This window comes from Kitasatospora sp. NPDC002965, from assembly GCF_040611255.1.
GTDB lineage: Bacteria > Actinomycetota > Actinomycetes > Streptomycetales > Streptomycetaceae > Kitasatospora.
Genome location: NZ_JBEXNT010000076.1, coordinates 1 through 19,824, shown reverse-complemented (window position 1 = coordinate 19,824; position 19,824 = coordinate 1). Strand labels below are relative to the sequence as shown.

The following is a 19,824-nucleotide window of genomic DNA, read 5'->3' as shown; positions in this document are numbered from 1 at the left end:
CTGCCCTCCGGTCGCTCCGTCAGCTCGCGGCGGGGATGCGGGCACCGATGTACGCGATGAAGTCGGCGGGCGTCTTGAGGTCGTCGAGGTCCTCGTCCGGGATGGCGACGCCGTAGTCGTCCTGGATCCGGACGGCGATCTCGTAGACCACGATGGAGTCGTAGCCGAGGTCGCCGAACTCGCTGTCGACCGAGGCCGCGTCGAGCTCGCCGCCGTCGGTGCCCTCGAAGCACTTCGCCACGATCTGCTGGAAGTCGGTGAGCGTGAAGCCAGCCATGGGGTTTCCTTCCGTTCGGTGAACATCGCCACCGTCGGCAACCCGGCTGGGGACGCGGTCGAGCGGCGCTGGACAGCCGACGGCGCGGCTGGCTCCGGCCGGGTTCCAGGCAGGCCCCGGACGCTGTCCCCGGAGTGCTGACCCGAGCGGCCCGAAGGGGAGTCGACGATGGCCGAGCAGAGTGCGGTGCAGAACGCGGTGCGACCGGAGCGTCCGCGCCCGGACCGGCCGGAGGCGGACGGGGCCTGGGCGAACCGGGCGGAGGCGGACGGGCCGGAGGCGGACGGGGCGCGGACGGACGGGTTGCGGGCGGCCCCCGTCGGTCACAGCCGGCTGCTCGGGGTCGGCGGGTACCGGCCCGCCCGGGTGGTCGGCAACGCCGAACTGGGCCGGCTGATCGGGCACCCGGAGGAGTGGATCACCGGCCGCAGCGGCATCGTGGAGCGCCGGTTCGCCGGGCCGGCGGAGACCCTGGCCGTGATGGGCGCGGCGGCTGCCGACAAGGCCCTGGCCCGCGCCGGGGTCCGGCCCGCCGACATCGACCTGGTGCTGCTGGCGAGCACCTCCAACATGCTGATGACCCCGCCGACGGCCGTCCGGATCGCGCACGAGCTGGGCGCGCACGGCGCCACGGGGATCGACCTCTCGGCCGCCTGTGCGGGCTTCTGCCACGCCCTCGCGCTGGCCGCCGACTCGATCGGCGCCGGCAGCGCCGGTCACGTCCTGGTGGTCGGCGCCGAGCGGATGACCGACATCGTGAACCCGACGGACGACTCGATGGCCTTCCTGTTCGCCGACGGCGCGGGCGCGGCGGTGGTCGGCCCGGCCGACCGGCCCGGGATCGGACCGGTGGCCCGCGCCGCCAACGGCCGGTACTTCGACTCGCTGCGGATGTCGCACGGGTGGGACGCCTACGCGGGATCACCGGGCACGACCGAGCGGCCCTGGCTGCGGATGGACGGCCGCCGGGTGTTCCGGTGGGCGATGGAGGAGGTCTGCCCGGGCGCGCGCCGGGCGCTGGACGGCGCGGGGGTCGCGCCCGGGGACCTGGACGTGTTCGTGCCGCACCAGTCCAACGCGCGGATGATCGACCTGATGGCCGAACGGCTGGAGCTGGGCCCGCGGACGGTGGTCTCGCACGACGTGGCCCGCACCGGGAACACGTCCTCCGCCTCGGTGCCGCTGGCCCTGGAGGCGCTGCTGGAGGCCGGGGAGGCCGGTCCGGGCGACACCGCGCTCCTGGTCGGCTTCGGCGCCGGCCTCAACTACGCGGGCCAGGTGGTCCTGCTGCCGTGACGCCCGCCGCCCGGCCCTCGCCGTCGGCCCGGGAGGGCGCCGGGGTTCGGCTCGGCCGACCCGGTGGAGCACGCCGGCGGGGACCGGTCCGACGGCTCCGCACCCGCCGAAACGCCGGGCCCGGGAGAGGGTGCCGGCGCTTCGGCGTCCGCGCGGTGCGGCCTGCCGCGGTGTCAGAAGTAGATCGTCGGCGAGACCCGGAGCGGACCGGGCGACTTGGAGGCCAGCTCGGCGACCCGGGCGGCCACCTCCAGGGACTGGGCGCGGTTGAAGCGCGGGTCGCAGGCCGACTCGTACCGGTCGGCGAGGTCGTCGGCGGAAACTCCGCCGGTTCCGCCGACGCACTCGGTGACGTCCCGGCCGGTCATCTCCAGGTGCAGGCCCCCGGCCACCGTGTCCAGTGTGCGGTGCACTTCGAAGAAGCCCCTGATCTCGTCCATGACCGTGTTGAAGTACCGGGTCTTGTGTCCGGAGGGCGCGGTGACGGTGTTGCCGTGCATCGGGTCGCACACCCACGCCGTGGGGAAGCCCTCGGCCGCCACCCGGGAGACGAGCTCGGGCAGGACGTGCCGCACGGCCCGGGAACCCATCCGGCTGATGAAGGTGAGCCGCCCGGGCTCCCGCTCGGGGTCGAGGCGGTCGGCCAGCCGCAGCACGGTGTCCGCGTCCGCGGTCGGGCCGAGCTTCACGGCGATCGGGTTGTCGACGGTGCTGAAGTACTCGACGTGCGCGCCGTCCAGGTCGCGGGTCCGCTCGCCGATCCACAGCAGGTGACCGGAGCCGGCCCAGCGACGCCCGGTGCGCGGGTCGGTCCTGGTCAGCGCGGCCTCGTAGTCCAGGAGAAGACCTTCATGGGAAACGAAGAACTCGTCTCCCTCGTCCGCGAGTTCGCGGAGATACCCGATGGTCACCGCAGCGACGTGACGGCTCCGGAGGAGGCGGCCTGGGTCGGGCGTCCGCGCCTCGGGGGTGAACTCGGTCCCGTTGACGGCATCACCCCGGTAGACCGGCAACGTCACACCGCCACGGGTCTCCGTGTTCCGGGAACGGGGCTTGGCGTACTGGCCGGCGGTCCGCCCCATGGTGACCACCGGCATGGCCAGGGCGTCCGACAGGGTGGCCGCCATGCTGCGCAGCGTGCCACGGGTGGCACCCACACCTTCGGGGGTGATCATGTCGAAGGTCTCCGCGCAGTCCCCGCCCTGGAGCAGGAAGGACCGGCCGCGTGCCACGTCGGCCATGCGCAGACGGAGGCGCTCGCACTCCTCGGCCGGGACGAGGACGGGCAGGGACTCCAGCCGACGCACGGCGTCCCGCAGTTCGGAAACGCTGGGCCAGTCCGGCTGCTGGGCCGCCGGCCTGGTCCGCCAGGCGTCGTCCGGTACGGGCAGGGGGACTTCGAGGTCGGGGCGCACGCGGTGTCCTGACTGGTGGATGGGCTCGACGGCCCGGCTTCCGGGGGGATCGGCGCCGCGTCCGGGCCTGAGCGCCCGGGCGCGGCGGCGCGATGGCGCTGCGGGGAGGTGGTACTGCGGGGAGGTGGTGCGGAACGTCGGGGAGGAGCTTCAGCCGAAGCGATAGTTAGGTTAGGTTAACCTAACCCGAGCGGTCCCGACACCCTCACCCCCGCCGGCCGATGACACCCCCCTGAGGCTCCGCCGACTCCAGAGGCGGCGTCACGCCGTTCGGACCCGGGGAGAGTTGGAGTTCGCGGAGGCGGGCGTCGACCCTTCCGCTCCGCTCCACCCGCAGCCGGCCGGTGGCTCAGTTCTGGACACCTGTCTATGATTACTGGACACTCGTCCAGAACGGAGCCTCGTCATGGGTATCGTCGCGAACACGCTGGTGGGCCTGGTGGCCGCCCTGCACGGCTACATCCTGGTGCTGGAGATGTTCCTCTGGGAGCGCGCGCCGGGGCGCGGCCTCTCCGGCTTCGACGCCACGACGGCGAAGGCCACCGCCCCGCTGGCCGCCAACCAGGGCCTCTACAACGGCTTCCTGGCCGCCGGCCTGGTCTGGGGGCTGCTCGCGGACGACCCCACCGGCTTCGGCGCCCAGGTCTTCTTCCTGTCCTGCGTCGTGGTGGCCGGCCTGTACGGCGCGGCGACCGCCAACCGCCGGATCCTCTTCGCCCAGGCCCTGCCCGGCGCCCTCGCGCTCGCCGCCGTCCTGGTCGCCCGGTGAGCGACGCACGGGCCGACCGCACCCGGGCCAAACTCCGCGCCGCGCTGCTCGCCGAGTGCGCCGAACGCCCGCTCGGCGAGGTCAGCGTGGCCGCCGTGGTCCGGCGCGCGGCCGTCGGACGCGCCACCTTCTACCTGCACTACGAGGACCTCCGGGCCCTCGCCGTGGACGCCTGCGCGCAGGTCGCGCGCGAGGGCGTCGACGCCCTGCACGCCTGGCGCGGCGTCCCCGACCCGGCCGCCCCGCCCCCGGCGCTCGCCGCGTTCCTCGCCGAGGTGGCGGAGCACGCGGCGGTCCACCGCTCGCTGCTGCTGCCCGGCGGCACCGGACCGCTCGGCGAGGTCCTCCACCGCGAGCTGCGCGAACGCAGCCGCACCGAGCGGGCCCTGGCCGGTGCGCCACACCCCGACCTCGTCGCGACCGCCGTCGCCGCGACCTTCACCGCACTGCTGGCGGACTGGCTGCACGCCCTCGTCCCGGCCACCTCCGAGGAGCTCGCCGCCCGGAGCTGGCGCCTGCTGATCTCCCTGCACCGCACCCCGTTCGAGTGAAGCCGCGGGCCCGGCCCGGGATCACTCGCCCGCGAGGAGGCGGCGTACGCGCTCCAGGGTCTCGGGGTCCCGGGCGGCGGTGAGCGGGAGGGTGTTCCCCCCGGCGAGACGGAAGGGCACGCCACCCCGGGTGGTGTGGGCGCCGCCGGCCTCGGTGACCAGGAGGAGGCCGGCCGCGTGGTCCCAGGCGTTCTCCCAGCAGAAGGCGACGGCATCGAGGGCGCCGCGGGCGATGGCGAGGTATTCGAGGCCGGCCGACCCCGCGCACGGCCGGGTGGTCACCCCGTCGGTGCGCAGACCGAGCAGCGCACGCCGCTGGTCGGGCGTGGTGTAGTCCGGGTGCGAGGAGGCGATCTCCAGCGGAGCGCCGGGCCCCGGGGAGCCGGCGAACAGCGGGACGCCGTCGAGCCGGGCCCCGCCGCCCCGGAGCGCCGTCGCCATCTCGTCACGCGCCGGCGCGTACGTCCAGGAGGCCAGCAGCTCGCCGCGGTGGGCGAGGGCGACCAGGGTGCAGAACCCCTCCTCGCCGCGGACGAAGGTGCGGGTCCCGTCGATCGGGTCGACGATCCAGACCGGAAGGTCGCCGCCCAGGGCGCCGTAGCGGGAGGGATCCGCGTCGACGCCCTCCTCCCCCACCACCACCGAGCCCGGGAGCAGCGCCGTCAGCGCCGCGGACAGGTAGGCCTCGGCACGCCGGTCGGCGATCGTCACCAGGTCGTGCGGGCCCTTCTTCTCGGCCACCTGGTCGGCGGCGAGCGACCGGAAGTGCGGCATGATCTCGGCGGAGGCCGCCTGCCGGACCACCTCCGCGACGGGCGTCAGGCACTCTGCGGCGAAAGCTTCGTCGATCATCGCACCATCAGACCACACCCCCGGGGAGTCCCGGCCTGCCGAGCCGGCCGTACTGTCCGCGCAGGCCGCGCCGCCCGCGCCGTCGCGGTCAGCCCTGCCGGCCGGCGAGCCGCTGCGCCGCGGTGTCGCCGCGCTTCCCCACCGGCTGCGTACCGAACGCCTGGCCGAGACCGAAGGACGGCATGCCGACGTAGACGGACTCGTGCCCGCCGGCGGGCACCTGGAAGGTCTCGTGCCAGATCCCCACCGCCGGCGCCCTGTCCGCCGCCGACGCGGAGCGGGCGCGGCGGTTGAACGCCTGCCAGGCGGGCCGGTGGTGGCGGTCCGCCGCCGACGCGTAGGCCAGCAGCCGGTCCGCGTCCCGCCAGTACTGGATCAGGGTGATCTCGCGCAGTCCGCCCCCGACCACGACCCGGAAGCCCGCCATGCCGGAGTCCGGGTCCTTCGCCAGCTCCCGCAGCATGGCCGGCATGGCTTTGAAGGTGGGCCACCACTGGCGCACGGCGCGCCACCGGTTGATCCGCATACCGATGAGGAAGACGACGACGACGCCTTCGTGGGCATCGGTGGTTCGCCCGCGTGAAAGGGTAGTTGGTGCCATGACTCACCCCTGAGGTCAATGGATAGTGTCGCTATCCCTATTAAGATAGTGACACTATCCCCTTGGGGTGTCCAGTCGATCCGAAAGGAAAGCCCGCCATGCGGCTGTCCGACCTCAGTACCCGCAGCGGCGTGCCGACCGCGACGATCAAGTACTACCTGCGCGAGGGCCTGCTGCCCGCCGGCGACCGCGTCACCGCCTCCCGCTCCGAGTACACCGAGGCGCACCTGCGCCGGCTCCGGCTGGTCCGCGCGCTCGTCCAGGTCGGCGGCATGAGCATCGCCGCGACCAAGGAGGTGATCCGGGCCGCCGAGGACGACACGCTCGACCAGCACCAGCGGTTCGGCGCCGCCCAGGAGGCCCTCTTCAGCGGTCGCCCCGACGCGGAGGAAAGGCCCGAACCCGGCACGGCGGCGCGCGCGGCCGTCGACGAACTGCTGGCCGAGACGGGCTGGGGCGAGTGCGTGGACCAGCCGCTCTACTGGAACCTGGTCGACGCCGTCACCGCGCTCGAACGGCTCGGCCACCCCTGCGACATCACCCGCCTGCGTCCCTACGCGGCCGCCGTCGCCCCCCTGACCGAGTACGAGGTGGACGTCCTGGCCGGATATCCCGACGAGGAGCAGCTGGAGGCGATGGTGGCTCTCACCGTGCTCAACGAGCCGATCCTCCTCGCACTGCGGCGGATCGGGCACGCCGAGGTCTCGGCGACCAGGTTCGGGTCGTCCGGGACCGCCGGGCACCCCGCCGGAGCGGGCGCGCCGAACGTCGGCTGAGACCCGCGGGGTCCGCCGCTACGCCGGAGCCGTCGTCGTCGCCGCCGAGGTGGGCGGGGTGGGCCGGTCCGCCCACCTGTCCGCCTGCGCCGAACCGCCCGCAGGGGCGGTCAGCCGCGCGTCGCGGCCGGGGCGGCGTACCGGTCGCGCGCCTCGGCGAGGGCCGCCGCGAGGGCGGTCGGGCGGCGGGTCGAGAGGTAGACGTACGGGCAGAGCAGGGACGGCTCCGCGACCTCGACGCGCACGGCACGGGGCAGGTAGGTGCGGATGAGCAGACGCGCCCGGGGGCCGGCGAGGCGGGTGCGCCAGGCGAAGGCGGCGGCCTCGTCGAGGATCTCGACCGCGCCGGTGTGCTCACCGCGCAGCACGATCGGGCCGGCCACCAGGACACCGTCACAGATCCGGATCCTGACCGCGCCGTACCAGCGCAGCGCCGGGACCGCCGCGGTCAGCAACAGGGCGCCGGCCGCCGCCGCGGCCGTCGGACCGAGTGGCAGCAGGGCGGCCGTGAGAGCGCCGGCCGCCACCAGGACGGCCAGCCACCAGCGCCTCGGGACGGAGAGACGTTCGTCGTAGATCACCACACCCGGGATGCTGTCACGGCCTCACACGCCCCCCGCAGGTGGGTCACCGGTGGGAGCGCGGGCACCTCGCCACACGCCGCGCGGCCCGGCGGGCGACCAGGCGGGTGAACATCCGCGCACCGCCCCCGTCCTCCCGGTCCGCCGTCCCCCGCCGGCCGGGACACTGGGCCCCGGGACACGGGCGCCCACCGACACGGCGACAGGAGTGCACATGGACGTGGTCATCGGCACGTGGAACCTGGAGAACCTCTGCCGGCCCCGGGAGGACGGTGCGCCGCCCTCGCACCGGTGCGCGGCCAAGAACCAGGACGTCTACGACGCCAAGCTCGGGGCCCTGGCCGAGGTCGTCGACCGCATCGCCCCGGACGTCCTCGGGGTCCAGGAGGTCGGCGGCCCGGCCGAACTCGACGACCTGGTCGCGCGCCTCGACGGCGACTGGCACACCGAGCTGTCCGACCACCCCGACGAGCGCGGCATCCGGGTCGGCTTCCTCAGCCGCCACCCGCTCACCCGCGTCGAGGACCGGACGGCGTTCCCCCAGCGCCTGCGGCCGATCCAGGTCGAGGACTTCGGCGAGCCGATCCACACGATGGGGCGCGGCGCGCTGGCCGTCTCCGTCGAACCGAGCCCCGGCCACACCCTCCACCTCGCGGTCTGCCACCTGAAGTCGAAGCTCCTCACCTTCCCGGGCAACCGGCACAGCACCGAGGACGAGGGCGAACGGGCCCGCTACGCCGCCTACGCCCTGTTCCGGCGCGGCGCCGAGGCCGCCGCGGTGCGCGAACTGGCCGACCGTCTGCTGGCCGACGAGGGCCGCACCCGCGACGTCGTCGTCCTGGGCGACCTCAACGACGAGTGGCAGGCCGCCACCACGCAGATCCTGTACGGACCGCCCGGCTCCCAGATCGGCACCGGCGGCTTCGACAGGCCGGACCTCCGCGACGGCGGCCGCCTCTGGAACCTCGCCCCGCGCATCCTCGCCGCCGGCGGCTTCTCCCGGGTCTTCGAGGGGCAGCGCGAACTCATCGACCACATCCTGGTCAGCCACGCGCTGCTCGAACGGGTGACAGCCGTCTCGACGGGGGCGGGGAGCCTGCCCGATGTGAACGGTGCCCAGCCCACCGCCCCGCACGCCGGCCCCTCCGACCACGCTCCCGTCCTCGCCCGGCTCGCCTTCCCCTGACCCGGCCGGGCGGCGGGCGCCGTCAGGCGGCGGACGGGCGCCGGACGGGCACCGGACGGGATACCGGGACGGGGTGGCGGGCGCCCCGTCCCGCCGTCAACTGCGTTCCGGGTGCCCGCGCCGGCCCGGGGGCAGGGCCGCTGGCAGTTGCTCCGGGCCGGTCGGAACCGGTCGGACCCGGCCGGTCAGGGCTGGTCGTACCAGGAGAACGCGACGATCCGCCAGCCCTCCGGGGTCCGGACGAACTGGATGGTCTTGGTCCCGCCGCCCTCGAACGGCTCGCCGTCCAGGACCCCGGACTTGCGGTACTCGCCGAAGCGGGACGCGATGTCCCCCTCGATCTCGGTCCGGGCCGAGGTCTCCCACTCGGAGAAGTCGACCAGCCGCCCGTCGTTCAGCAGCCGCTCGCGCGGCTCGACGAACTCCTCGACGGAGTAGACCGTGAACTCCGGGCCGGTCTTGACGATCACACCTCCCGGCACGAGCAGGCGGCGGATCCGGGCCACGTCGGCCGGCCTGCCGTCCCGGTTGTCGAAGGCCCCGAAGAACTCGGCGGTCAGCAGGTCGATTTCGATCGTGGACATGATCCGACCGTAGCACCGGCCGGTTCCGCGATCATCACTTTCGACAAGATGTGACACTTCATTCCACGACGAACCATGAAGCCGCCTCCCCCGCACGACGATCAGCGACCCGACGTCGCACACGGACGACCCCCGGGCAGTCGACGGCGACACCCCTCCGCAGCCCCCGGGACTCGCGGAACGGTCCCGCCCCCACAAGTCCACAGATGTGGTGATGTCGCGCCCCTATGGTGAATTGGTTGGGATGGCTAGCATGGGCATGCCGCAAGGAATCCGCCAACCCGTATGGGAGGAACCACCCATGAGTGCACTGGCCCTGGACATCCGCGACGCCGGTCTGCTGGACATCGACGACGAGACCATCACCTTCGAGGACGAGTTCGACGCGGACCTCGCCCCCGTGGCGTGTCTCGCCGACCCGTGGGTCACCTACGTCCCGACCCGCTTCGAGTGTGCCGTCAACTCCTGACCCCGTCGGGAGAGTCGGACAACCGTCGGCCGCCGCCCGCGAATCCGCGCGCGGCGGTCGCGCGTACGGCCCCCGAGACCCGCGCGGCTCCGCCCTCCGGGCCGGGACAGCGGGCCGAAGCGTGCAGAACACCGGACAGGGACCTCGGGGAGGGTGCATCCGTGCCGTCGACAGCAGCGGTGAACGCACGGACGGACTCCGGGACGGCCGGGGCGCTGCACGGACGACTGACGGAGCTGGTGGCCCTGGCGACCACCGCGTCCAGCACGGCCGCCGCGTCCGGTGCCCGGCGCGAATGTCACGCCGGGGACGGCTGGTTGTACCTCCACGACCCCGACATGCCGGAGCTCGCCCACGGCTGGAAGCTCCACGTCTCGACCCGCCCCGACCTCCTCCCGCTCCTGCTGGAGGTGGTGGTACCGATCCTGCTCCGCCGCACCTGTGACGCCAAGTTCGCCGCCGACGCCGCCGTGCTGCGCGAACTGAACGCCGGAGTTCGCGGTGCGGCAGCCGTCGGCAAGGCGGTCACGGTGTACCCGTCGGCGCATGAACCCGCCGCTCTCGGAGAGGAGTTGGCGGAGGCACTGGCCGGCTGGGACGGCCCCCGCGTGGTCAGCGACCGGCGGGTCCGGGCGGACGCCCCGGTCTACTACCGCTACGGGCCGTTCCGCCCCTCCGCCGACGACCCCGAACTCGTCATGACCGGTCCGGCCGGCGAACGGTTCACGGGTCTCGCCCGGGACGCCTACCGCCAACCACCCTGGGCGGAGGACCCGTTCGACACCCGAACCCGGCGGCGCCGCGCGACCACCCGGGTCGGCGACGGCCGCTACCGGATCACCGCCGGGATCACCCGCTCGCCGAACGGGCACGTCTACCGTGCGGTCGAACTCGCCACCGGCCATGAGGTGGTGGTGAAACAGGCGCGGGCCTTCGTCGCCGAGGACACCACCGGAGTCGACGCCCGCGGCCGGCTCCGGCACGAGCGGCAGGTGCTCACCGCACTCGCGGGCGTGGCCGGGGTGCCGCGGCTGGTCGACTACTTCCGGCACGGCGAGGACGAGTACCTGGTGAGCAGCGCCTGCGGACCGCGCGACCTGCGCCGCGAGGTGCTCGGGTCGGGACCGTACGACACCACGGCCGACCGGCGGGGCTCCCGGCCCGGCGCCCCGCCCGCGCAGGAACGCGGCTGGTGGACCCTGGCCCGCGGGCTGTTGCGGATCCTGGACGCCGTGCACGCACGCGGCGTGGTGGTCCGGGACCTCAAGCCCGCCAACGTCGTGCTCGACGCGTCCGGCGGATGCTCGCTGGTCGACTTCGGGGTCAGCGCCCTCGACGGCGCTCGCCCCGACGGCGCGACCCGGGGCTACGGCCTTCCGCTCGCCACGGAGACCGAACCGGCCGACGACTACTACGCGTTGGGCACCACGCTGTCCTACGCGGCCACCGGACTCGACCCGGTGGTGATCGACCCGGATCCCGCGACCAACCGTGACCGCACCCTGGACTGCCTCGCCGCCGCACTCGCGCGGACCGGGCGCCCGGCGGCCCCGGTGGTCACGATGGTGACCGGCCTGCTGAGCCTCGATCCCGCCGAGCGCACGGCAGCCGCAGCCACGCTGCGGCGCGGTGAGACCCCTCCCGCCACCCGTGCCGCGTACGGCCCGCCCGCCGTCACCGCCGGGCTCCTCGACGAGGTCGTCGGCCACCTGCTCACCCGCTGCGTCCGGACGGCCGACGAACTGGTCGCCGCCGACCGGCGGGGCGGGGAGCCGCGCAAGCTGCTCTCGCTCTACGACGGCGGCGCGGGCCTCGGCCTCGAACTGCTGCAGCACGCCGACCGTCCGGACGCGCGCGCGGCGGTCGTCGCGCTGGCCCGGTGGACGGCCGACCACCCGTCGATGGACCGGCTCGGCCCGGGACTGTACGACGGCCGGGCCGGGGTCGACCTGTTCCTCGCCCACGCGGCCGACCCTCTCGGTACCGAGCCACCGGCCGGCCCGCCGGCCGGTGGTCCGGGCCCAGGTCCGGGCCCCGGCGCCGGGACCTGGGCGGACACGGGCGCCGACCCGCTCCGGACGGACCAGATCTCCGGCGCCGCAGGTGTCGGCACAGCCCGGCTGCTGCTCGCCCGGCGTGCGGCGGCGGCCGGCCGGCACGGGGACGCCCGGATCCACCTGGCCGTGGCGACCGCGTGCGCCCACCGGCTCACCGCCGGCCCCGCCGACCCCGCCGACCCCGGGGAGGCTCCCAACCCCGGAACCGCCGCGCTCGCCGAGGGCTTCGCCCACGGCCGGGCCGGCCTCGCCCACTTCCTGCTCGCCCTGCCCGGCGCGTACGCCGAGGCCGCCGCCGCGGACCGGTCCGGCACCGAGGCCCGTGCACCCCGCGGCCCCGCCGCAGAGGCGGCACAGGCAACCCAGGCAGCAGAGGCGGCACAGGCGGCACGGGCCGCACAGGCGGCACGCAGCATCCTGGACGCACTCGCCGCCGACGTCCCGCGCCTCGTCGCCGACGCCGCGCGGCCCGGGGCCACCCGCCGCTACGGATCCTGGTGCCGCGGCCTGGCCGGAATCGGAACGACACTGGTCCAGGCGGGCCGGCACTACGGCGAGGACGGGTTCACCGCCCGCGCCGCCGAAGCGGCGACCGCCTGCCGCGCCCTGGCCCCGAGGATGGGCACGGTCGGGCAGTGCTGCGGTCTGGCCGGCGTCGGGGAACTCCTGGTCGACCTCGCCGTGGCCACCGGGGACGAGCGGCACTGGCGGGCCGCCGAGGAGATCGCCGGGCTGATCCTGACCCGCGGCGGAGGCCCGCCCGGCCGGCCGCTGCTCCCCGGCGCCGACCCCGCCGTCGAGTCCGCCACCTGGGCCGTCGGGACCCCCGGGGTGCTGTCCTTCCTGCGCAGGCTGCAGCGCCGGGGCGGGCCCCGGCCGGGCATGCTGTTACCGTCCTGACCGGGGCCGGCGCCCCCGCCCCGCGCCGGACGCCGGCCTGCGGGGTGTCCGTGCGGTCTCCGGTCAGGGGGTTCCGGTGGCCGCCCGCTCCTCCGCCTGGCCGCGGGTGAGCCGCCAGACCTGTTCCTCGCCGCTCTCCGCCGGGGCCAGCCGCTCGGCCGGGCGGCGGACGTCGGCGGTGAACCCCAGGCGCGCGGGGACGGCGCCGCTGGCCCGGTTGGCCAGGTCGTGGACGATCTCGACGTAGTCGACGCCGGGGAGGCGGAACGCCTGCCCGACCAGGGCGACGACGCTCCGGCTCGCGACCCCGCGGCCGGTAGCACCGGGGTGCAGCCAGTAGCCGATCTCACGGGCGCCGTCCGCCGTGCCCTCCCGCCGGAAGAGCCCGCAGGCACCGACGATCGCCCCGTCCAGCACGACCGCGTACGTGAAGTCCGTCCCGCTCTCCCAGCGCTCCGGGCGGGCCGCCAGGAACTCGGCGGTCCGTTCCCGGCTGTGGTCGGCGATCCAGGACATCCACGGCCGCAGATGCTCCAGCGACTCCTCGATGACCCGGAAGTACTCCGGGAGGTCCGCCTCGCCCTCGAAGCGGCGGAGCGTCAGCTCGGTGTCCAGTTCGATCACCCGCAGGGGAAGGTCCATGCCCGAGGATCGTCCTCGACCGTTCCCGGCGGCAAGGCGTTTTCCGGGCGCACCGCAGCAGACCACCGAGCTCCCCCGCTCCCCCGGCCCTGCGGGGGGGGCAACCGTTCCACGGCTGCCCCCCGTTCTGCGTCCCGGTCCGCCCGTGAGGTCGCAGGCTCCGCCATGACCCTGCTGCGCTCCCGTGCGGACGTCGAGGCGCCGCGCTGGACGTGCGGGCCGTACTGGCGGCGCCGGAGGCGGGGTTCCGCCTGCGCCCGCCGGCCGACGGCGAGTTGCCGGCACTGCTCGTCCCGGCCTCCGTCACCGCCCGGCGGACCGGGCCGGCCGCGGCACGGTCATGTGGTCGGGGTGGTGGGAGGCGACGTCGTGGGCGGCTCGGACGAAGGCGGCGACGGCTGCGGATCGCGAGGTCTCCGGCCAGGCGACCACGACCGCGCTGGGGCTGAGGCCGGTGACCGGCCGGTATGCGATGTCCGGGCGCTGGTGCCGCTCGGTGGTCGAGCGTGACAGGAACGCCACCGCCTGCCCCAGCGCGACCACCTCCAGGAGTTGCTCGACGCTGGCCACGAGCGGCCCCTCAGGAGTGCCGTCCGGAGCCAGGTCTGAGTGGCCGTCGCCCGGTTCCGCTCCGTCGCCTCCTGTGTAGTAGGCGGTGGTGGAGGGGGCGGCCCCCTTCCAGCGCGGGATCGGTTCGCCCCTGAGGTCGGCCAACCGCAGTCGCCGGCGCCCGGCCAGGCGGTGCGCGGCGGGGAGGACGGCCAGTCGCGGCTCGACCACGAGCGTCTGGGAGTCCAGCCCCTGACCGTCGAACGGGCTGCGGAGCAGCGCTACGTCGGCACGGCCGTCCCGCAGCATGGCGATCGGCTCACCGCTGCCGCCGACGACGACTTCAGGCGGCGGCAGATGCGAACCCGTTCCCCGGTAGGCGGCGAGGATCTCCCGCAGCAGCCCGGCGTCGCCTCCCGGTTTGACCGCCACGACGAGCTGGGGTGTCGGCTGACCGGCCCGGCGTGCTCGCCGGGCCGCCGCGTGCACCGCGTCGACCGCGATCCGGGCCTGGTCGAGAAGCACCTGGCCGGCGTTGGTCAGCCTCACCTGCCGGGTGGTGCGCTCCAGCAGCCGTACCCCGAGCCGGGACTCCATCTGAGCGATCGCCTTCGACAGCGGGGGCTGCGCCATCCCCAGGCGTTGCGCGGCCCGACTGAAGTTCAGTTCCTCGGCGACCGCGACGAAGTACCTCAGCTCCCGCACCTCTAGCTCACTCATATCTGTGGACTATAGATCCAGAGTCTTCTGGTCTTTCCCTGCCGCCCCTGGGTGAGGGGAGGCTGGGTGCCATGACGACTTCGCAGAAGACTGCTCTGATCACCGGCGCGAACAAGGGCATCGGCAAGGAGACGGCGCGCAGGCTCGCAGCCCGCGGCATCACCGTGCTGATCGGCGCCCGCAACGCCGAGCGCGGCGAGGCTGCGGCCGAGGAGCTTCGCGCGGGCGGCGCCGACGTTCGGTTCGTTCCGCTGGACGTCACCGACGAGATCTCGGTCCAGGCCGCCGCCAAGCACATCGACGCCACGTTCGGTCGCCTCGACATCCTCGTCAACAACGCCGCGATCGCCGCCGGACCGCAGAAGCCGAGTGAGACCCCGGCCGCCACCGTCCGGCAGGTCTACGAGACCAACGTGTTCGGCGTCATCGCGGTGACCCACGCCATGCTCCCCCTGCTCCGCCGCTCCGCCGCCGCACGCATCGTCAACATGTCCAGCGAACTCGGCTCCCTCACCCACCTGGCCGACCCGGACAGCCCGTGGTCCGCCTACTCCTCGATCCTCCTCCCTTACTGCACCTCGAAGAGCGCGCTGAACGCGATCACCGTGCTCTACGCCGATGAACTGCGCGCCGAAGGGATCCTGGTCAACGCGGTGAGTCCCGGCTACTGCGCGACCGACCTCAACCGCCACACCGGGATACGCACGGCCGAGGAGGGCGCGGCCGTGGCGGTCGACCTGGCGACGGCGGGCGAGGACGGCCCGACGGGCGCCTTCTTCGCCGAGGACGGGCCGATTCCCTGGTGAGACCGTGCCGCCCGCGGCCGAGCTGCTTGTTGCTCGTGGACGACGAGGGTGACGGCGACGCCGGAGGAGCGGATCTCCCCGGCGGGCTTCACCGCGCCCTCCGGCTCGGGGCCTTCGATACGCGGCCCCGGGCCCCCGGCGCCACCGGACCCTCTTGGGCCACCGGTCGCCGGTACCCGCCGGGATCTCGGCGGGTACCGGCGCCGTCCACCGCCTACCGTCTGCCGACGGCTCGGCGGCCCGGCCTCACTTCAGGTGCCGGCCGAAGAACCGGACCCCGTCCTCCACCTCGAACCAGGGCGTGCCGGTGTGCCCGCCAAGGTTGGAGTGCAGCGTCTTCTCCTCGGCGCCGAACGCGTCGAACAGGTCCAGGGCCCGCTGCCGGGGGTTCCCTTCGTCGTCCCACTGCAGCAGGAAGAGCAGCGGGACGGTGACCTGCCGGGCTTCCTCGCGCTGGGCGCGCGGGGCACGTAGCCCCCGGCGAAGAACCCGGCCGCCGCGATGCGCGGCTCGACCGCCGCCAGCCGGATGCCGACGGCCGTCCACCCCGAGTACCCGACCGGGCCGCCGATCCCGGGCAGAGCGAGGAGGGCGTCCAGGGTGGTCCGCCACTCCGGGACCGCCCTCTCGACCAGTGGGCCGATGAAGGATTCGAAGATCTCGTCGACCGGCTCGCCGGCCTGCACCGCCCGGCGGATGTCGGCCCGGGCCCGGTCGTCGGCGGCGGAGCGGGGCCGGTCACCGCACCCCGGGGCGTCGATGGAGGCCACCGCGTAGCCGTGCGCCGCGGAGTGCCGGGCCCGGGCCACCAGCCGGGACGCGCTCTTGGGCAGGCCGTTGTTGTGGGCCATCAGGATCAGCGGCAGCGGTGCCGCCGATTCAGGGGTCCACAGGGTGCCGGGGATCTCCCCGAGGGTGAATTCGCGTTCGAGGACGCCGTCGTCGAGGCGCTGCTCGGAAGTGAAACGCATGGTCATGCCTTTCGGGAGTGCTCGTGAACGGCGCTCCCGGGCGACCTATCGCCCGACCATGACCCCGGAAAGGAGCACCCATGTCGATCCTGCGTTCACGGGTACCACCTCCTCGGTCTCTCGCACGGCCTCCGGAAACGTAGCAGTGGTCGCAGTCGTCCGCCAACAGGTTTTCGCGGAGGCTCCGCGGCCGGATGCCACGGAGCCGGAGCGCTCCGCCGAGCCCTCGGCGGTCATCGTGCCGCGGCCTCGGGCGTCTGCTCGACGAGGGTGGCGGTGGCACGGTCGGGGAACTCGCAGAACCGGCGGTGTTCGTCGGCGTCGAAGCGGAGAGTCGAAGCCCTGACCGGGCTCACGCCCGGCCCTGGTCCAGAGCACCGGCACCGGCACCGGCACCGGGTACGGCGTCGTCCGGCGCGCGGGACGGGCCGGGGGCGTACAGCTCCAGGTGCATGCCCCAGGGGGTGAGGACGTAGACCCAGCGGGTGCCGGCCACCGGGTGGGCGGCGTGGATGGTCTGCGGGTCGGCGAGGACCCGCACGCCACGGGCGCGCAGGTACGCGGCGGCCGCGTCCACGTCGGCGACGCGCAGGGCGAGGTGGTGACCGCCCCAGTCGCTGTTGGCCGGCTGGATGCGGCGCTGGTCCGGCGCCTCGTACTCGAAGAGTTCCAGCTCCAGTCCGTCGGGCAGGCGGACCACCGCGACCATGGCCCGGGCCCGCGGGTGGACGTTCAGGTGGCGGGCCATCCAGTCGCCGTCGTCCTCCACCGGCCCGGCCCGGTAGACCTCGGTGGCGCCGATGACGCCGGTGAAGAACTCGACCGCCTCGTCCAGGTCGGGGACGGTGTAGGCGGCGTGGTGCGCGCCCAGCAGCCCGGGCAACGCGCGCGTCAGGGGGTCGGTCGTGGTCACGGCTGGAGCTCCGGGGTGGTGGTAGGGGCCAGCGCGGCGGCCGGGACACCGGCGCGCAGGATCAGCACGGTCAGGGCGGCCGCGCCGGCCAGCAGCAGCGGGACCAGCAGGAACCCGGCGCCGGGACTGATCCGGTCGGAGAGCGCGGCCAGCAGCATCGGGGCGGCCCCGAAGGCCGTCCCCGAGGCGTAGCCCATCCGGCTGGAGGCGGCGTCGGGCCCGTTGGTGGCGGTGTCCAGGACCAGCACGATGGCCATCGGGAACTGCAGGGCCATCCCCAGGCCGCAGACCACCAGGCCGGCGACCGCGACGGCGGGTGCCGTCGAGGCCCAGAACAGCGCGAAGCCGACGGCCGAGAACGCGAGCGAGCCGAGCAGGACCGCCCCGGCGGGGAAGCGCAGGGTGAACCGGGCGCCGAGCAGTCGCCCGACGAAGATCCCGACGACCAGGGCCGCGCCGGCGGCGGTCGCGCCGGCGGCACTCACCCCGGCGTGTTCGCGCAGGTAGTCGGACTGCCACTGCGTCAGGCAGACCTCGACGCCCGCCACCGCGACGATCACGCCGAGGGCGGCCAGGAAGAGCCGGGGGTCACCGCGCCCGGTCACGGCGGGGGCGGGGGTCCGGTCGGCCGGTCCACCGGCGGACCGGCCCTTCGACGTCGTCGCGTCCGCCACCGGGTGACCCGAGGGCAGCCGGTGGCGCAGCAGCCGGCCGAGCAGCACGACCGCCAGCACGAGGACGGCGGTCACCGCGATACCGGGCCGCCAACCGAGGTCGGCGCTCACCGAGGCCCCGACGATCAGCGGCGCCAGCAGCCCGATCCCGGACATCGCCGCGTTCGCCTCGCTGATGGCGGCCGGCCCCGCCGCACCGTGGTGGTCGCTCAGCGAGGGCCAGATCGCGGTCAGCGCCACACAGCCGAAGAAGGCCGTCAGCAGCGTCGCGCCGAGCGTCTGGACGGTGCCGTGCGCCAGGGCGAGCAGCAGGGAGCCGACGGCCACCCCGCCCATCGCGCCCCAGAGCGTCCGGCTGCGGCCGAACCGGGCCACGAGGCGCGGGAACAGCGGCGCGCAGAGCAGCATCGCCAGCGAGAAGGCGGTGCCGTGCAGGCTCGCGACGAAGCGGCTGGTGTGCTGCTCGTCGCGCAACAGGGGCACGAGCGGGCCGAATCCGAAGACGAAGTACCCGTACGCGGCGATCTGCGCGTAGAGGAGCCACGTGGTGGCGTCCCTGGTCAGTCGAGGCATTGGCCGAAGTTAGCGCTACGCCGGGCGGAACGTCTGTACGCGGCTGTGGTACCCGACCGGGTACCCCGGCCGTGCGCCGCATCCGGCCATGCCGCAACGGGCCGACGGCGTGTCAGCATCACGACTCCGGCACGACGCCCGGTGCCGACGCCGATGCGGCCGGGACCGGTCGGGCGGCGCCGAACGGCCGGGGGGCTGACGCCGCACGTCGGCGAGCGGCTCCGGAGCACCGGCGGGCGGCGCCCTGCACGACGACGGAACGGCGCCGACCGCGACGACGGTGCCGGCGCGCCGCACGGCGTCGCGCCGCATCGGCGGCACACGACGGGTGCGGCACGCCCGGCGCACGACAGCGCGAGAAGGCGGCCGACGTCCGCGGCACCGCCGTGGCACGAACACGGCGCGAACGCGGCGAAGTCTCGTCAGGGGCACGCGAAAGCACGGCACGGCACGCGAACGGCACGCGAACGGTCCGGCACGGAAACGGCCCGGTGGGAACAGCCCGCCGGCGTCGACGGAGGGGAGCTCGGGGATGGACACGGTGCACAGCGGCAGGGTCCGGGTCAGCGGGGCGGTGATGACGCACCCGCGCCGGGCAGACCTGGCACGGGAGTTGATCGGCCGCTGCCGGCCGGAGGAACTGGACCTGGTGCTCGACCCGGAGCCGGACGGCCCGCCGACCGGACTGCGCACCGCCGTGGCGGCCTGGTCCTCCGTCCCGGCCGGCTCGACCCACCACCTCGTGCTCCAGGACGACGCGGTGCTCACCCCCGGCTTCTTCGAGCACGTGCGCGCCGCCGCCGAGGCCGCGCCCGACGCCGCCCTGTCCTTCTACACGCACTGGCAGTCGCGCAACGCCGCCGCCGTCCGCCTGGCCGTGCTCTCCGGACACCGCTGGGCCCCCGCCACCGGCGAGTACACCCCGACCGTGGTCCTGCTGCTGCCCGCCCCGGTCGCCGCCGGGTTCGGCGCGTACGCCCGCGAGCACGGTGCGACCTGGGCCGACGACGTGGTCATGAGCCGCTACCTGCGCGAGCACGGGGTGCCGACGTACCTCTCCGCGCCGAACCTCGCCGACCACGCGGACGTGCCGAGCATGCACGCCAACGGCGGCCACGGGCCTCGGCGTGCGGCCTGCTTCGCGCCGGTCGCGCCCGGCGCGTCGTGGGAACTCGACGGCGGTCTGGCGCAGTTGGACGCGATCCCGTTCTTCAAGCACGGCCGGGCCCAGGTCGCCACCCGGCTCGGCGACGGCGGCTGGGCCGGCATCGAAGCCCACCGCTACCTGAGCCGGCTGGGCCTCGACGCGCAGGACACCGCCAAGCGCCTCGACGACCTGCTCGCCGAACCGGCTCCGGGCCGGGACGTCGTCCTGGCCGAGGTCGACCGGCCCGCGCTGCTCGCCCACTGGCAGACCGCCCTGCTGATGGGCGTGGTGACGGCCGCCCGGACCGGGGCTGCCGCCGGCCCCGACGGCGCGCTCGCCGAGTCGGCGCTCGCCACGCTCGGCGCCGGCGGACTCTGCACCCGGTTCGGCGACGACGACCTCGTCAGGCTGCGCCCCGGGCTCCTGGACCTGGCGCGCGCCGGGTACGCGGAAGGGCTCGCCGCCGGCGCCCGGCTCGGCGCCGCGCCGACCGGGGGCGGCCCCGCCCGCCCGGC

The 19,824-nt window shown here is 74.8% G+C and carries 19 protein-coding genes and 2 pseudogenes; 9 read left to right on the top strand and 12 right to left on the bottom strand.

Annotated features, from left to right (window positions below):
* Positions 1–19 precede the first annotated feature (19 nt).
* On the bottom strand, positions 20–277 hold the full coding sequence (locus tag ABZY91_RS25990) for an acyl carrier protein (protein WP_329885087.1): 258 nt from the start codon (positions 275–277) through the stop codon (positions 20–22).
* 168 nt (positions 278–445) lie between these two features.
* Here ABZY91_RS25990 and ABZY91_RS25985 point away from each other — a divergent pair, with 168 nt between their 5' ends.
* Entirely contained in the window at positions 446–1,573 is a 1,128-nt protein-coding gene (locus ABZY91_RS25985) for a beta-ketoacyl-ACP synthase 3 (protein ID WP_355405450.1), read from the top strand.
* A gap of 173 nt (positions 1,574–1,746) precedes the next feature.
* Here ABZY91_RS25985 and ABZY91_RS25980 read toward each other — a convergent pair whose 3' ends face one another.
* Positions 1,747–2,988: a 3-deoxy-7-phosphoheptulonate synthase class II gene (locus ABZY91_RS25980; RefSeq protein WP_355405449.1), complete on the bottom strand. Its 1,242-nt coding sequence runs from the start codon at positions 2,986–2,988 to the stop codon at positions 1,747–1,749.
* 406 nt (positions 2,989–3,394) lie between these two features.
* On the opposite strand from ABZY91_RS25980, the gene ABZY91_RS25975 reads away from it, so the two are divergent.
* Together ABZY91_RS25975 and ABZY91_RS25970 are read left to right on the top strand one after the other, a co-directional pair.
* Positions 3,395–3,757: a DUF1304 domain-containing protein gene (locus ABZY91_RS25975; RefSeq protein WP_329885084.1), complete on the top strand. Its 363-nt coding sequence runs from the start codon at positions 3,395–3,397 to the stop codon at positions 3,755–3,757.
* On the top strand, positions 3,754–4,308 hold the full coding sequence (locus ABZY91_RS25970) for a TetR/AcrR family transcriptional regulator (RefSeq protein ID WP_355405448.1): 555 nt from the start codon (positions 3,754–3,756) through the stop codon (positions 4,306–4,308). Before ABZY91_RS25975 ends, ABZY91_RS25970 begins: the two co-directional genes overlap by 4 nt.
* 21 nt (positions 4,309–4,329) lie before the next feature.
* On the opposite strand, the gene ABZY91_RS25965 is transcribed toward ABZY91_RS25970, so the two are convergent.
* A complete protein-coding gene (locus ABZY91_RS25965; RefSeq protein WP_355405447.1) occupies positions 4,330–5,160 on the bottom strand; it encodes an inositol monophosphatase family protein in 831 nt (276 codons plus the stop codon).
* A gap of 88 nt (positions 5,161–5,248) precedes the next feature.
* The gene (locus ABZY91_RS25960; protein WP_355405446.1) at positions 5,249–5,761 is read right to left on the bottom strand and encodes a DUF4188 domain-containing protein; all 513 of its coding nucleotides are present in this window, start codon (positions 5,759–5,761) and stop codon (positions 5,249–5,251) included.
* Positions 5,762–5,859: 98 nt separating this feature from the next.
* Here ABZY91_RS25960 and ABZY91_RS25955 point away from each other — a divergent pair, with 98 nt between their 5' ends.
* Positions 5,860–6,537, top strand: coding sequence for a MerR family transcriptional regulator (locus ABZY91_RS25955; RefSeq protein ID WP_355405445.1), 678 nt, complete (start codon positions 5,860–5,862; stop codon positions 6,535–6,537).
* Positions 6,538–6,647: 110 nt separating this feature from the next.
* On the opposite strand, the gene ABZY91_RS25950 is transcribed toward ABZY91_RS25955, so the two are convergent.
* Complete coding sequence (locus ABZY91_RS25950) at positions 6,648–7,121, bottom strand: DUF3093 family protein (RefSeq protein ID WP_329949454.1); 474 nt, start codon at positions 7,119–7,121, stop codon at positions 6,648–6,650.
* A gap of 211 nt (positions 7,122–7,332) precedes the next feature.
* On the opposite strand from ABZY91_RS25950, the gene ABZY91_RS25945 reads away from it, so the two are divergent.
* Positions 7,333–8,304, top strand: coding sequence for an endonuclease/exonuclease/phosphatase family protein (locus tag ABZY91_RS25945; RefSeq protein WP_355405444.1), 972 nt, complete (start codon positions 7,333–7,335; stop codon positions 8,302–8,304).
* A 185-nt stretch (positions 8,305–8,489) separates the two neighbouring features.
* Here ABZY91_RS25945 and ABZY91_RS25940 read toward each other — a convergent pair whose 3' ends face one another.
* Positions 8,490–8,888, bottom strand: coding sequence for a DUF4440 domain-containing protein (locus ABZY91_RS25940; RefSeq protein WP_329949452.1), 399 nt, complete (start codon positions 8,886–8,888; stop codon positions 8,490–8,492).
* Between the two features lie 301 nt (positions 8,889–9,189).
* Between ABZY91_RS25940 and ABZY91_RS25935 the strand changes: the two genes are divergently transcribed.
* Positions 9,190–9,357, top strand: coding sequence for an SflA family class IV lanthipeptide (locus tag ABZY91_RS25935; RefSeq protein ID WP_329885076.1), 168 nt, complete (start codon positions 9,190–9,192; stop codon positions 9,355–9,357).
* A gap of 179 nt (positions 9,358–9,536) precedes the next feature.
* A complete protein-coding gene (gene lanL / locus ABZY91_RS25930; RefSeq protein ID WP_355405443.1) occupies positions 9,537–12,314 on the top strand; it encodes a class IV lanthionine synthetase LanL in 2,778 nt (925 codons plus the stop codon).
* A 63-nt stretch (positions 12,315–12,377) separates the two neighbouring features.
* Here lanL and ABZY91_RS25925 read toward each other — a convergent pair whose 3' ends face one another.
* Together ABZY91_RS25925 and ABZY91_RS25920 are read right to left on the bottom strand one after the other, a co-directional pair.
* A complete protein-coding gene (locus ABZY91_RS25925; RefSeq protein ID WP_355405442.1) occupies positions 12,378–12,956 on the bottom strand; it encodes a GNAT family N-acetyltransferase in 579 nt (192 codons plus the stop codon).
* A 303-nt stretch (positions 12,957–13,259) separates the two neighbouring features.
* A complete protein-coding gene (locus tag ABZY91_RS25920; protein WP_355405441.1) occupies positions 13,260–14,225 on the bottom strand; it encodes a LysR family transcriptional regulator in 966 nt (321 codons plus the stop codon).
* A 71-nt stretch (positions 14,226–14,296) separates the two neighbouring features.
* Between ABZY91_RS25920 and ABZY91_RS25915 the strand changes: the two genes are divergently transcribed.
* Entirely contained in the window at positions 14,297–15,031 is a 735-nt protein-coding gene (locus ABZY91_RS25915; protein WP_355405440.1) for an SDR family oxidoreductase, read from the top strand.
* Positions 15,032–15,277: 246 nt separating this feature from the next.
* Here ABZY91_RS25915 and ABZY91_RS25910 read toward each other — a convergent pair.
* From ABZY91_RS25910 to ABZY91_RS25895, 4 genes and pseudogenes are all read right to left on the bottom strand, one after another.
* Positions 15,278–16,002, bottom strand: a pseudogene (locus ABZY91_RS25910) (alpha/beta hydrolase).
* Positions 16,003–16,235: 233 nt separating this feature from the next.
* Positions 16,236–16,358, bottom strand: coding sequence for a hypothetical protein (locus ABZY91_RS25905; RefSeq protein ID WP_355405439.1), 123 nt, complete (start codon positions 16,356–16,358; stop codon positions 16,236–16,238).
* A complete protein-coding gene (locus ABZY91_RS25900) occupies positions 16,355–16,915 on the bottom strand; it encodes a VOC family protein (protein ID WP_355405438.1) in 561 nt (186 codons plus the stop codon). Before ABZY91_RS25900 ends, ABZY91_RS25905 begins: the two co-directional genes overlap by 4 nt.
* Positions 16,912–18,162 carry an MFS transporter gene (locus ABZY91_RS25895; protein ID WP_355405437.1) on the bottom strand — a complete coding sequence of 417 codons (1,251 nt, stop codon included), beginning with the start codon at positions 18,160–18,162 and terminating at the stop codon, positions 16,912–16,914. Before ABZY91_RS25895 ends, ABZY91_RS25900 begins: the two co-directional genes overlap by 4 nt.
* Before the next feature lie 532 nt (positions 18,163–18,694).
* On the opposite strand from ABZY91_RS25895, the pseudogene ABZY91_RS25890 reads away from it, so the two are divergent.
* Positions 18,695–19,824 (top strand): annotated as a pseudogene (locus ABZY91_RS25890) (NAD(P)-dependent oxidoreductase); the annotation flags it as partial.